The following is a 14,056-nucleotide window of genomic DNA, read 5'->3' as shown; positions in this document are numbered from 1 at the left end:
AAATGGCTCAAATCTTCAATTTTAGTTCTGGTCCGGCAATGCTACCGGCAGAGGTGCTTAAACAGGCTCAACAGGAACTGCGCGACTGGAACGGTCTTGGCACGTCGGTGATGGAAGTGAGCCACCGTGGCAAAGAATTCATTCAGGTTGCAGAGGAAGCCGAGAAGGATTTTCGCGATCTTCTTAACGTCCCCTCCAATTACAAAGTATTATTCTGTCACGGCGGCGGTCGCGGTCAGTTTGCTGCTGTACCTCTGAATATTCTTGGTGATAAAACCACCGCAGATTATGTTGATGCCGGCTACTGGGCGGCAAGCGCCATCAAAGAAGCGAAAAAATACTGCACGCCAAATGTGTTTGACGCCAAAGTGACTGTTGATGGCCTGCGCGCGGTTAAGCCAATGCGTGAATGGCAACTCTCAGATAATGCTGCTTATATGCATTACTGCCCGAATGAAACCATCGACGGTATCGCCATCGACGAAACGCCAGACTTCGGCAAAGATGTGGTGGTCGCTGCCGACTTTTCTTCAACGATTCTTTCCCGCCCGATTGATGTCAGCCGTTATGGCGTGATTTACGCTGGCGCGCAGAAAAATATCGGCCCGGCTGGCCTGACGATCGTTATTGTTCGCGAAGATTTGCTGGGTAAAGCAAATATCGCCTGCCCGTCGATTCTGGATTATTCCATCCTCAACGATAACGACTCCATGTTTAATACGCCGCCAACATTTGCCTGGTATTTATCTGGCCTGGTCTTCAAATGGCTAAAAGCGAACGGTGGCGTGGCTGCAATGGATAATATCAATCAGCAAAAAGCAGAACTGCTGTATGGCGTGATTGATAACAGCGATTTCTACCGTAATGATGTGGCGAAAGCTAACCGTTCGCGGATGAATGTGCCGTTCCAGTTAGCAGATAGTGCGCTTGACAAGCTGTTCCTCGAAGAGTCTTTTGCCGCTGGTCTTCATGCGCTGAAAGGTCACCGTGTAGTCGGCGGAATGCGCGCTTCTATTTATAACGCGATGCCGCTGGAAGGCGTTAAAGCTTTGACAGATTTCATGGTTGAGTTCGAACGTCGTCATGGCTAATGCCTAAAATTTGCTTAATCCCCACAGCCAGACTGTGGGGTTTTTATTTCGGTTGTAGAGAGTTGAGTTCATGGAATCCCTGACGTTACACCCCATCGCCCGTGTCGATGGCACTATTAATCTGCCTGGTTCCAAGAGCGTTTCTAACCGCGCTTTATTGCTGGCGGCATTAGCACACGGCAAAACAGTATTAACCAATCTGCTGGATAGCGATGATGTTCGTCATATGCTGAATGCGTTGCAGGCATTGGGAGTGAGCTATACGCTTTCTGCCGATCGTACGCGCTGCGAAATCATCGGTAACGGCGGTCCATTACATGCGGAAAATGCGCTGGAGTTGTTCCTGGGTAATGCGGGAACAGCGATGCGTCCGCTGGCGGCGGCACTTTGTCTGGGAAGCAATGATATTGTCCTGACGGGTGAGCCTCGCATGAAAGAGCGCCCGATTGGTCATCTGGTGGATGCGCTGCTCCAGGGCGGGGCGAAAATTACTTACCTGGAACAAGAGAATTACCCACCGCTGCGTTTACAGGGGGGTTTTGTGGGGGGCAACGTAGAAGTCGATGGCTCCGTTTCCAGCCAGTTCCTCACCGCACTGTTAATGACCGCGCCGCTTGCGTCGGAAGATACGGTTATTCGTATTAAAGGTGATCTGGTTTCTAAACCTTATATCGACATCACGCTCAACCTGATGAAGACGTTTGGTGTTGAAATTGAAAATCAGCACTATCAACAATTTGTCGTAAAAGGCGGGCAGTCTTATCAGTCTCCGGGGACTTATTTGGTCGAAGGCGATGCATCTTCAGCTTCTTACTTCCTGGCAGCAGCAGCAATCAAAGGCGGCACTGTAAAAGTGACCGGCATTGGACGCAACAGTATGCAGGGTGATATTCGCTTTGCTGATGTGCTGGAAAAAATGGGCGCGACCATTTGCTGGGGCGATGATTATATTTCCTGCACGCATGGTGAACTGAACGCCATCGATATGGATATGAACCATATTCCCGATGCGGCGATGACCATTGCTACAACGGCGCTTTTTGCGAAAGGCACCACCACGCTGCGCAATATTTATAACTGGCGCGTAAAAGAGACGGATCGCCTGTTTGCGATGGCAACAGAGTTGCGTAAAGTCGGTGCGGAAGTAGAAGAGGGACATGATTTCATTCGCATTACGCCGCCGGAAAAACTGAACTTTGCCGAGATAGCCACTTATAACGATCACCGGATGGCGATGTGTTTCTCGCTGGTGGCCTTGTCAGATACGCCGGTGACAATTCTTGACCCAAAATGTACGGCCAAAACATTTCCGGATTATTTCGAGCAACTGGCGCGGATTAGCCAGGCTGCCTGAATAAACGATGGGCAATAAATATCCGAATCTTTCTTTATCAAAACGTCGACACATTGTCGGCGTTTTTTTTCGGACATTGTGAACCATTTTTATTGATGGTAGCGTTAACTGTCAATGTAAGTTGTTGATACATAATATTTATATATGATTAATCAACGGATGATTCACATGAAGAATACTAAATTACTGCTGGCGATTGCGACCTCTGCAGCATTGCTGACGGGGTGTCAGAATACGCACGGTATTAATACCGATCTGGCCATCAGCTCCGGTTTAAATGCCTATAAAGCTGTAACGTTAAGCGATGCCGATGCAAAAGTGATTGCCAATCAGGGCTGTGCCGAAATGGACAGCGGCAATCAAGTCGCAAGTAAATCCAGCAAGTACGGTAAACGTCTGGCAAAAATCGCCAAAGCATTGGGTAACAATATTAACGGCACGCCGGTCAACTATAAGGTTTATATGACCAGCGACGTCAACGCATGGGCGATGGCGAACGGCTGTGTTCGTGTCTACAGTGGCCTGATGGACATGATGAACGACAACGAAATTGAAGGGGTTCTGGGCCATGAACTGGGCCACGTCGCATTGGGACACTCGCTGGCTGAAATGAAAGCCTCTTATGCGATTGTTGCCGCACGTGATGCGATTTCCGCCACCAGCGGTGTTGCTTCCCAGCTTTCCCGTTCACAATTAGGTGATATCGCAGAAGGCGCTATCAATGCTAAATACTCCCGCGATAAAGAGTCTGAAGCAGATGATTTCTCCTTTGATCTGCTGAAGAAACGTGGCATCAGCACCCAGGGACTGGTCGGTAGCTTTGAAAAACTGGCTAGCCTGGATGGCGGTCGTACCCAGTCCATGTTTGACTCTCACCCACCATCAACAGAGCGTGCGCAACACATCCGTGATCGTATCGCCTCTGGTAAGTAAATCATTGTCATCTTTCGGGCTGGTCTTCTGCCAGCCCGCTATAATTGCGCAATAAATCCCCATCTGAATACAGACAAAACTGGTTTTTGCACACAACGTTAACGATTTGTGGCGCCGACGCGTATAATGCGCGCGGTTATGTTAACGGTACGCCTGTTTTAAGGAGATAAAGATGACGGCAATTGCCCCGGTTATTACCATTGATGGCCCAAGCGGTGCAGGGAAAGGCACCTTGTGTAAGGCTATGGCGGAAGCGTTGCAATGGCATCTGCTGGACTCGGGTGCAATTTATCGCGTACTGGCGCTGGCGGCATTACATCACCATGTTGATGTGGCGTCAGAAGACGCTCTGGTGCCGCTGGCATCCCACCTGGATGTACGTTTTGTGTCAACCAATGGCAATCTGGAAGTGATCCTCGAAGGGGAAGATGTCAGCGGTGAAATTCGTACTCAGGAAGTGGCGAATGCCGCTTCACAAGTCGCCGCATTTCCCCGTGTTCGTGAAGCATTATTGCGTCGCCAACGTGCGTTTCGCGAATTGCCGGGCCTGATTGCCGATGGCCGCGACATGGGAACAGTGGTATTCCCTGATGCGCCAGTGAAAATATTCCTTGACGCCTCTTCGGAAGAACGTGCGCATCGCCGAATGCTACAGTTGCAGGAGAAGGGCTTTAGTGTTAACTTTGAACGCCTTTTGGCCGAGATCAAAGAACGCGATGACCGCGATCGTAACCGAGCGGTAGCGCCACTGGTTCCGGCAGCCGATGCTTTAGTGTTGGATTCCACCACCTTAAGCATTGAGCAAGTAATTGAAAAAGCGTTACACTACGCGCGCCAAAAATTGGTTCTCGCATAAGCGACCGAATTTGCAGTACCCCCGTTGCAATGGAATGACAGCGGGTATGTTAAACAACCCCATCCGGCACGGAGCCAGGTGGACGTTAAATATAAACCTGAAGATTAAACATGACTGAATCTTTTGCTCAACTCTTTGAAGAGTCCTTAAAAGAAATCGAAACCCGCCCGGGTTCTATCGTTCGTGGCGTTGTTGTTGCTATCGACAAAGACGTAGTACTGGTTGACGCTGGTCTGAAATCTGAGTCTGCCATCCCGGCTGAGCAGTTCAAAAACGCCCAGGGCGAGCTGGAAATCCAGGTAGGTGACGAAGTTGACGTTGCTCTGGACGCAGTAGAAGACGGCTTCGGTGAAACTCTGCTGTCCCGTGAGAAAGCTAAACGTCACGAAGCCTGGATCACGCTGGAAAAAGCTTACGAAGATGCTGAAACTGTTACCGGTGTTATCAACGGCAAAGTTAAGGGCGGCTTCACTGTTGAGCTGAACGGTATTCGTGCGTTCCTGCCAGGTTCTCTGGTAGACGTTCGTCCGGTGCGTGACACTCTGCACCTGGAAGGCAAAGAGCTTGAATTCAAAGTAATCAAGCTGGATCAGAAGCGCAACAACGTTGTTGTTTCTCGTCGTGCCGTTATCGAATCCGAAAACAGCGCAGAGCGCGATCAGCTGCTGGAAAACCTGCAGGAAGGCATGGAAGTTAAAGGTATCGTTAAGAACCTCACTGACTACGGTGCATTCGTTGATCTGGGCGGCGTTGACGGCCTGCTGCACATCACTGACATGGCCTGGAAACGCGTTAAGCATCCGAGCGAAATCGTCAACGTGGGCGACGAAATCACTGTTAAAGTGCTGAAGTTCGACCGCGAACGTACCCGTGTATCCCTGGGCCTGAAACAGCTGGGCGAAGATCCGTGGGTAGCTATCGCTAAACGTTATCCGGAAGGTACTAAACTGACTGGTCGCGTGACCAACCTGACCGACTACGGCTGCTTCGTTGAAATCGAAGAAGGCGTTGAAGGCCTGGTACACGTTTCCGAAATGGATTGGACCAACAAAAACATCCACCCGTCCAAAGTTGTTAACGTTGGCGATGTAGTGGAAGTTATGGTTCTGGATATCGACGAAGAACGTCGTCGTATCTCCCTGGGTCTGAAACAGTGCAAAGCTAACCCGTGGCAGCAGTTCGCGGAAACCCACAACAAGGGCGACCGTGTTGAAGGTAAAATCAAGTCTATCACTGACTTCGGTATCTTCATCGGCCTGGACGGCGGCATCGACGGCCTGGTTCACCTGTCTGACATCTCCTGGAACGTTGCAGGCGAAGAAGCAGTTCGTGAATACAAAAAAGGCGACGAAATCGCTGCAGTTGTTCTGCAAGTTGACGCAGAACGTGAACGTATCTCCCTGGGCGTTAAACAGCTCGCAGAAGATCCGTTCAACAACTGGGTTGCTCTGAACAAGAAAGGCGCTATCGTAACTGGTAAAGTAACTGCAGTTGACGCTAAAGGCGCAACCGTAGAACTGGCTGACGGCGTTGAAGGCTACCTGCGTGCTTCTGAAGCATCCCGTGACCGCGTTGAAGACGCTACCCTGGTTCTGAGCGTTGGCGACGAAGTTGAAGCTAAATTCACCGGCGTTGATCGTAAAAACCGCGCAATCAGCCTGTCTGTTCGTGCGAAAGACGAAGCTGACGAGAAAGATGCAATCGCAACTGTTAACAAACAGGAAGATGCAAACTTCTCCAACAACGCAATGGCTGAAGCTTTCAAAGCAGCTAAAGGCGAGTAATTCTCTGACTCTTCGGGATTTTTATTCCGAAGTTTGTTGAGTTTACTTGACAGATTGCAGGTTTCGTCCTGTAATCAAGCACTAAGGGCGGCTACGGCCGCCCTTAATCAATGCAGCAACAGCAGCCGCTTAATTTGCCTTTAAGGAACCGGAGGAATCATGACCAAGTCAGAATTGATAGAAAGACTTGCCACCCAGCAATCGCACATTCCCGCCAAGACGGTTGAAGATGCAGTAAAAGAGATGCTGGAGCATATGGCCTCGACTCTTGCGCAGGGCGAGCGTATTGAAATCCGCGGTTTCGGCAGTTTCTCTTTGCACTACCGCGCACCACGTACCGGACGTAATCCGAAGACTGGCGATAAAGTAGAACTGGAAGGAAAATACGTTCCTCACTTTAAACCTGGTAAAGAACTGCGCGATCGCGCCAATATTTACGGTTAAGTTTTTACTCAAACTTGAACGAGAGAAAAGCACCTGTCGGGTGCTTTTTTCATTTCTCTAATCTGGAACTGGAAGCTGCTTCGCAGAGTTTTGAGCAGTTTTCACCCTTTCGTTAAATTCTTCTGAACGTGCCTCGGGGAACGCAAAATTCCCACCAGACAACCGCTCAACAAAGTTGCACACTTTCCATAAACAGGGAGGGGTGCATGAAAATAACGACAGTCGGCGTATGCATAATTTGCGGAATTTTTCCGTTGCTGATTTTGCCCCAATTGCCTGGGACATTAACCCTTGCGTTTCTGACTCTCTTCGCCTGCGTACTGGCATTTATCCCTGTTAAAACCGTCCGTTATTTCACGCTAACATTGCTGTTTTTCCTTTGGGGCGTATTGGCGGCAAAGCAAATTTTGTGGGCAGGAGAAACCTTAACTGGCGCGACGCAGGATGCAATTGTCGAAATTACTGCTACTGACGGCATGACCACTCATTACGCTCAAATTACCCATCTACAAGGTCGACGTCTTTTCCCTGCGCCAGGCATCGTGCTGTATGGCGAGTATCTGCCACAAGCGGTTTGTGCCGGACAACAATGGTCAATGAAACTCAGAGTTCGTGCGGTTCACGGTCAGCTTAATGATGGCGGCTTTGACAGCCAGCGTTATGCTATTGCCCAGCACCAGACTCTAACCGGGCGTTTTCTTCAGGCAAGAATCATTGAACCGGGGTGTAGTCTGCGGGCGCAATATCTGGCCTCTTTGCAAACGACCCTGCAACCTTATCTGTGGAAAGCGGTGATTCTTGGCTTAGGTATGGGTGAACGGTTATCTGTGCCTAAAGAAATCAAAGATATTATGCGCAATACTGGTACAGCGCATTTAATGGCTATATCGGGATTGCACATCGCTTTTGCGGCGTTGCTGGCAGCCGGGCTCATTCGCGTTGGGCAAATTTTCCTCCCTGGTCATTGGATCCACTGGCAGATGCCATTAATTGGCGGAACCTGCTGTGCTGCTTTTTATGCCTGGTTGACGGGAATGCAACCTCCGGCACTGCGTACCATCGTGGCGCTTGCTACGTGGGGAATGCTTAAGTTAAGTGGGCGACAGTGGAGTGGCTGGGATGTATGGATATGTTGTCTGGCGGCAATTTTGCTGATGGATCCTGTTGCCATTCTCTCGCAAAGTTTATGGCTCTCTGCCGCTGCGGTCGCGGCACTGATTTTTTGGTATCAGTGGTTTCCCTGTCCTGAGTGGCAACTGCCGCCGGTATTGCGTGCAGTTGTTTCCCTCATTCATTTGCAACTGGGAATCACACTCCTGCTTATGCCCGTGCAAATCGTCATATTTCATGGCATTAGTCTGACCTCGTTTATTGCAAATCTATTTGCAATTCCCTTGGTGACATTTACCACGGTTCCGTTGATCCTCGCCGCGATGGTTGTGCATTTAAGCGGGCCGTTAATCCTGGAGCAAGGGTTATGGTTTCTTGCCGACCGGTCTTTGGCTTTACTTTTCTGGGGGTTAAAGAGTTTGCCGGAAGGGTGGATCAACATTGCTGAACGTTGGCAATGGCTATTATTTTCCCCATGGTTCTTACTGGTGGTATGGCGATTAAACGCCTGGCGAACGTTGCCAGCAATGTGTGTGGCTGGGGGCTTGCTGATGTGCTGGCCGCTGTGGCAAAAACCTCGACCTGACGAGTGGCAAGTGTACATGCTTGATGTTGGGCAAGGGCTGGCAATGGTAATTGCGCGAAACGGCAAAGCGATTCTCTATGATACGGGGCTCGCCTGGCCAGAAGGTGACAGCGGGCAACAACTGATTGTCCCTTGGCTACGCTGGCATAACCTTGAACCGGAAGGCGTCATTCTGAGTCATGAGCATCTGGATCATCGGGGAGGGCTGGACTCGATATTACGTGTCTGGCCGACGTTATGGGTCAGAAGTCCTTTAAACTGGGAACATCATCAGCCCTGTATGCGTGGTGAAGCGTGGCAGTGGCAAGGATTACGTTTTAGCGCACACTGGCCTTTACAAGGTAGCAACGATAAAGGAAATAACCATTCCTGTGTGGTTAAGGTTGATGACGGAACGTATAGCATTCTTTTAACCGGTGATATTGAAGCATTCGCTGAACAAAAAATGCTAAGTCGTTACTGGCAACACGTGCAGGCAACATTACTTCAGGTGCCCCATCATGGCAGTAATACCTCATCATCATTGCCATTAATTCAGCGTGTGAATGGAAAAGTGGCACTGGCATCGGCATCGCGCTATAACGCATGGCGACTACCCTCCAGTAAAGTTAAGAGACGCTATCAACTTCAGGGATATCAATGGGTTGACACCCCGCATCAGGGGCAAATAACCGTCGATTTTTCAGCGCAAGGCTGGCAGGTACGCAGCCTAAGAGAGCAAATTTTACCTCGTTGGTATCATCAGTGGTTTGGCGTGCCAGTGGATAACGGGTAGAATATGCGGCTATTTCAACAAATGCTGGTTTTTTGAATGCATAACGACAAAGATCTCTCTACGTGGCAGACATTCCGCCGACTGTGGCCAACCATTGCGCCTTTTAAAGCGGGTCTGATCGTGGCGGGCATAGCGTTAATTCTCAACGCAGCCAGCGATACCTTCATGTTATCGCTCCTTAAGCCACTTCTCGATGATGGCTTTGGTAAAACCGATCGCTCCGTGCTGATGTGGATGCCGCTGGTGGTTATTGGGCTGATGATTTTACGTGGTATCACCAGTTATATTTCCAGTTACTGCATCTCCTGGGTATCAGGAAAAGTGGTAATGACTATGCGTCGCCGCCTGTTTGGTCACATGATGGGAATGCCGGTGTCATTTTTTGACAAACAGTCAACTGGGACACTGCTTTCACGTATTACTTACGATTCTGAACAGGTTGCTTCGTCGTCTTCCGGCGCGCTGATTACGGTGGTGCGTGAAGGTGCTTCCATTATCGGTCTGTTCGCCATGATGTTCTATTACAGCTGGCAGTTGTCGATCATTTTGATTGTGCTGGCGCCGATCGTCTCGATTGCGATTCGTATCGTATCGAAGCGTTTTCGCAGCATCAGTAAAAACATGCAGAACACCATGGGGCAGGTGACCACCAGTGCAGAACAGATGCTGAAAGGCCACAAAGAGGTGCTGATTTTTGGCGGCCAGGAAGTGGAAACGAAGCGTTTTGATAAGGTCAGCAACAAGATGCGTTTGCAGGGAATGAAGATGGTATCAGCCTCTTCTATCTCTGACCCAATCATTCAGCTGATTGCCTCTTTGGCGCTGGCGTTTGTTCTGTATGCAGCGAGCTTCCCAAGTGTAATGGATAGCCTGACAGCAGGTACGATTACCGTTGTCTTCTCTTCGATGATTGCACTGATGCGTCCGCTGAAATCGCTGACCAACGTTAACGCCCAATTCCAGCGTGGTATGGCGGCCTGTCAGACGCTGTTTACCATTCTGGATAGTGAACAGGAGAAAGACGAAGGTAAACGCGAGATTGAACGAGCAATCGGCGACGTCGAATTTCGCAATGTCACTTTTACCTATCCGGGGCGTGAAGTTCCCGCTCTGCGTAACATCAACCTAAAAATTCCGGCAGGGAAAACGGTCGCTCTGGTCGGACGTTCTGGTTCAGGTAAATCAACAATCGCCAGCTTGATCACGCGTTTCTACGATATTGATGAAGGCGAGATCCTGATGGATGGTCACGATCTGCGCGAGTATACCCTGGCGTCGTTACGTAACCAGGTTGCACTGGTATCGCAGAATGTCCATTTGTTTAACGATACGGTTGCCAACAACATTGCTTACGCACGTACAGACCAGTACAGCCGTGAGCAAATTGAAGAAGCGGCGCGTATGGCTTATGCCATGGACTTTATCAATAAGATGGATAACGGTCTTGATACGGTGATTGGTGAAAACGGCGTGTTGCTCTCTGGCGGTCAGCGCCAGCGTATCGCTATCGCTCGAGCTTTGTTGCGTGACAGCCCGATTCTGATCCTTGATGAAGCCACCTCGGCGCTGGATACAGAATCCGAACGTGCGATTCAGGCGGCGCTTGACGAGCTACAGAAAAACCGTACCTCACTGGTGATTGCTCACCGTTTGTCTACCATTGAAAAGGCAGACGAAATTGTGGTCGTTGAGGATGGTGTCATTGTGGAACGCGGCACGCATAACGATTTGCTTGAGCACCGTGGTGTCTACGCGCAACTTCACAAAATGCAATTTGGTCAATGATCGAAAAAATCTGGTCTGGTGAATCTCCTTTGTGGCGGCTGTTGCTGCCACTCTCCTGGTTGTATGGTCTGGTGAGTGGCGCTATCCGTCTTTGCTATAAACTAAAACTGAAGCGCGCATGGCGTGCCCCGGTGCCAGTTGTGGTGGTCGGTAATCTCACCGCAGGTGGCAACGGGAAAACCCCGGTCGTTGTCTGGCTGGTAGAACAACTGCAAAAACGTGGTATTCGTGTTGGTGTTGTATCCCGGGGCTATGGCGGTAAGGCCGAGTCGTATCCGATGTTATTGTCGGCAGAGACCACCACAGCACAGGCGGGTGATGAACCGGTGCTGATTTATCAGCGTACTGGCGCGCCTGTTGCAGTTTCTCCCGTGCGTTCTGATGCGGTAAAAGCCATTCTGGCGCAACATCCTGATGTGCAGCTCATCGTAACCGACGACGGTTTACAGCATTATCGTCTGGCGCGTGATGTGGAAATCGTCGTTATTGATGGTGTGCGTCGCTTTGGCAATGGCTGGTGGTTGCCGGCGGGGCCAATGCGTGAGCGAGCGGGGCGCTTAAAGTCGGTTGATGCGGTAATCGTCAACGGCGGTGTCCCCCGCAGCGGTGAAATCCCCATGCATCTGCTGCCGGGTCAGGCGGTGAATTTACGTACCGGTACGCGTTGTGACGTTGCTCAGCTTGAACATGTGGTGGCAATGGCGGGGATTGGTCATCCGCCGCGCTTTTTTGCCACGCTGAAGATGTGTGGTGTGCAACCGGAAAAATGTGTGCCGTTGTCCGATCATCAGTCTTTGAATCATGCAGATGTCAGCGCATTGTTAAGTGCCGGGCAAACACTGGTTATGACTGAAAAAGATGCGGTGAAATGCCGGGGCTTTGCAGAAGAAAATTGGTGGTATTTGCCCGTTGACGCACAGTTTTCGGGCGCTGAGCCAGAGAAACTGCTCGCGCAACTTTCCTCGCTGGCTTCTGGCAACTAATTCGCAGCAGCAGCGTTCAATTGATGGAGCCATGAATGACGCTGCCGTATATCTCTCTTGCTGATGCACGTAATCTTCATCTCGCTGCGCAAGGTCTGTTAAAAAAATCTCGTCGTCGCGCGTTGCCGCAAGATATTCTGGCAGCTATCTCCCGCATGTCCTTGCTGCAAATCGACACTATCAATATCGTTGCTCGCAGCCCTTATTTAGTGCTTTTTAGTCGTCTGGGTAATTATCCTCCGCAGTGGCTGGACGAGTCGCTGGCGCATGGCGAATTAATGGAATACTGGGCGCATGAAGCCTGCTTTATGCCACGTAGTGATTTTCATCTCATTCGCCACCGGATGCTGGCGCCAGAAAAAATGGGCTGGAAATATCAAGACGCCTGGATGCGGGAACATGCAGAAGAAATTGAACAGTTACTTCAGTACATTCAGGATAACGGACCCGTACGTTCAGCCGATTTTGCTCATCCCCGCAAAGGGGCAAGCGGTTGGTGGGAGTGGAAGCCGCATAAACGCCATCTGGAAGGGCTGTTTACTGCTGGAAAGGTTATGGTGATTGAAAGGCGTAATTTCCAGCGCATTTATGATTTAACCCATCGCGTCATGCCGCACTGGGATGATAAGTGTGACCTCGTTTCGCAAACAGAAGCAGAAATCACTATGCTGGATAACAGTGCGCGTAGCCTGGGAATATTCCGCGAACAGTGGCTGGCGGATTACTATCGCCTTAAACGCCCGGCGCTGGCTGCCTGGCGTGATGTGCGTGCTGAACAGCAGAAAATTATCCCCGTAAATGTGGAGAGGTTAGGACAACTCTGGCTGCATATTGATTTGTTGCCTCTTCTCGAAACAGCTCTCGCGGGGAAACTCACCGCGACGCATAGCACTGTACTGTCACCCTTTGACCCTGTCGTCTGGGATCGCAAACGCGCAGAGCAGCTTTTTGATTTTAGCTACCGGCTGGAATGCTACACGCCGGCACCGAAACGCCAGTATGGCTATTTCGTTCTGCCGTTACTGCATCGTGGACAATTAGTCGGGCGAATGGATGCTAAAATGCATCGCCAGACGGGCGTCCTTGAAGTTATCGCCCTTTGGTTACAGGATGGCATCAAACTGACTGCTTCTCTTCAAAAAGGATTACGCCAGGCGATTACCGATTTTGCTGGCTGGCAGCAGGCAACGCGAGTGACATTAGGGCGCTGCCCACACGGTCTCTTTAGTGATTGCCGCACAGGCTGGGAAATAGCCCCCTGGGCATAAATGATTATGATAAGATTTATGCATTCATAACCCGATCCATCTGGAGGAACTATGGATCATCGTCTGCTTGAAATCGTTGCCTGCCCGGTTTGCAACGGCAAACTTTGGTATAACCAGGAAAAACAAGAACTGATTTGCAAACTGGATAACCTGGCTTTCCCGCTGCGCGATGGCATCCCTGTGCTGTTGGAAACGGAAGCCCGCGTGCTGACTGCTGATGAGAGTAAATCATGAGTTTTGTGGTGATTATTCCTGCACGCTACGCTTCTACGCGTCTGCCTGGTAAACCGTTGGTCGATATTAACGGTAAGCCGATGATCGTTCATGTTCTTGAACGCGCCCGCGAATCAGGAGCCGATCGCATCATTGTCGCAACCGATCATCAAGATGTTGCCCGCGCTGTTGAAGCGGCAGGAGGGGAAGTGTGCATGACGCGCGCCGATCATCAGTCAGGCACCGAACGCCTGGCGGAAGTTGTCGAAAAATGCGCGTTCAGCGACGACACGGTGATTGTTAATGTGCAGGGCGATGAGCCAATGATCCCTGCGACAATCATTCGTCAGGTTGCTGATAATCTCGCCCAGCGTGAAGTAGGCATGGCTACTCTGGCTGTACCTATCCACAGTGCGGAAGAAGCCTTTAATCCGAATGCGGTTAAAGTGGTGCTTGACGCTGAAGGTTATGCGCTTTACTTCTCACGAGCCACCATTCCGTGGGATCGTGACCGTTTTGCAAAAGGTCTGGAAACCGTTGGTGATAACTTCCTGCGTCATCTTGGTATTTATGGCTACCGTGCAGGCTTTATCCGTCGTTACGTCACCTGGCAGCCAAGTCCGTTAGAACACATCGAAATGTTAGAGCAGCTTCGCGTACTGTGGTACGGCGAAAAAATCCACGTTGCTGTTGCCCAGGAAGTTCCTGGCACAGGAGTGGATACCCCTGAAGATCTCGAGCGCGTTCGCGCTGAAATGCTCTAAGCTGATTTCACGACACTCCACCTGATTTTGGGGGGAGTGTCGTACCGTTACGATTTTCCTCATTTTTCTTTTCAACAATTGATCTCATTCAGGTGACATCTTTTACATTG

Annotated in this window: 12 protein-coding genes; all 12 read left to right on the top strand. The window is 50.3% G+C overall.

From position 1 onward, the window contains the following. Positions 1 to 2: 2 nt before the first annotated feature. The 12 genes from serC (at position 3) to kdsB (ending at position 13,946) form a co-directional block, all read left to right on the top strand. The gene (gene serC / locus LG381_RS18500; protein WP_000057144.1) at positions 3 to 1,091 is read left to right on the top strand and encodes a 3-phosphoserine/phosphohydroxythreonine transaminase; all 1,089 of its coding nucleotides are present in this window, start codon (positions 3 to 5) and stop codon (positions 1,089 to 1,091) included. Positions 1,092 to 1,161: 70 nt separating this feature from the next. Then, positions 1,162 to 2,445: a 3-phosphoshikimate 1-carboxyvinyltransferase gene (gene aroA / locus LG381_RS18495; protein WP_085460584.1), complete on the top strand. Its 1,284-nt coding sequence runs from the start codon at positions 1,162 to 1,164 to the stop codon at positions 2,443 to 2,445. 168 nt (positions 2,446 to 2,613) lie between these two features. Next, positions 2,614 to 3,378, top strand: coding sequence for a metallopeptidase YcaL (gene ycaL, locus LG381_RS18490; RefSeq protein ID WP_225762741.1), 765 nt, complete (start codon positions 2,614 to 2,616; stop codon positions 3,376 to 3,378). A 172-nt stretch (positions 3,379 to 3,550) separates the two neighbouring features. After that, positions 3,551 to 4,234 (top strand): (d)CMP kinase, encoded by a 684-nt coding sequence (gene cmk / locus LG381_RS18485; protein WP_137325375.1) that lies wholly within the window; start codon positions 3,551 to 3,553, stop codon positions 4,232 to 4,234. Between the two features lie 110 nt (positions 4,235 to 4,344). Beyond that, positions 4,345 to 6,018 (top strand): 30S ribosomal protein S1, encoded by a 1,674-nt coding sequence (gene rpsA, locus LG381_RS18480; RefSeq protein WP_000140327.1) that lies wholly within the window; start codon positions 4,345 to 4,347, stop codon positions 6,016 to 6,018. Between the two features lie 159 nt (positions 6,019 to 6,177). Next, a complete protein-coding gene (ihfB, locus tag LG381_RS18475) occupies positions 6,178 to 6,462 on the top strand; it encodes an integration host factor subunit beta (protein ID WP_000167336.1) in 285 nt (94 codons plus the stop codon). A 206-nt stretch (positions 6,463 to 6,668) separates the two neighbouring features. Further along, entirely contained in the window at positions 6,669 to 8,933 is a 2,265-nt protein-coding gene (locus tag LG381_RS18470; protein ID WP_225762740.1) for a ComEC family protein, read from the top strand. 36 nt (positions 8,934 to 8,969) lie between these two features. Beyond that, on the top strand, positions 8,970 to 10,718 hold the full coding sequence (gene msbA, locus LG381_RS18465; protein WP_000551251.1) for a lipid A ABC transporter ATP-binding protein/permease MsbA: 1,749 nt from the start codon (positions 8,970 to 8,972) through the stop codon (positions 10,716 to 10,718). Further along, entirely contained in the window at positions 10,715 to 11,701 is a 987-nt protein-coding gene (gene lpxK, locus LG381_RS18460; protein WP_000570520.1) for a tetraacyldisaccharide 4'-kinase, read from the top strand. The genes msbA and lpxK overlap by 4 nt, the downstream gene beginning before the upstream one ends. A gap of 35 nt (positions 11,702 to 11,736) precedes the next feature. Continuing rightward, positions 11,737 to 12,969: a crosslink repair DNA glycosylase YcaQ gene (gene ycaQ, locus LG381_RS18455; RefSeq protein WP_032225488.1), complete on the top strand. Its 1,233-nt coding sequence runs from the start codon at positions 11,737 to 11,739 to the stop codon at positions 12,967 to 12,969. A 51-nt stretch (positions 12,970 to 13,020) separates the two neighbouring features. Then, positions 13,021 to 13,203, top strand: a complete 183-nt coding sequence (gene ycaR, locus LG381_RS18450; protein ID WP_000350069.1) for a protein YcaR — start codon at positions 13,021 to 13,023, stop codon at positions 13,201 to 13,203. Then, on the top strand, positions 13,200 to 13,946 hold the full coding sequence (gene kdsB / locus LG381_RS18445) for a 3-deoxy-manno-octulosonate cytidylyltransferase (protein WP_000011598.1): 747 nt from the start codon (positions 13,200 to 13,202) through the stop codon (positions 13,944 to 13,946). The genes ycaR and kdsB overlap by 4 nt, the downstream gene beginning before the upstream one ends. Positions 13,947 to 14,056 lie beyond the last annotated feature (110 nt).

Origin of the sequence: Escherichia sp. Marseille-Q3837, from assembly GCF_916618735.1 — a bacterium.
Lineage (GTDB): Bacteria > Pseudomonadota > Gammaproteobacteria > Enterobacterales > Enterobacteriaceae > Escherichia > Escherichia ruysiae.
The sequence above is the reverse complement of the archived record's forward strand: the minus strand, read 5'-3'. Positions and strand labels throughout refer to the sequence as shown.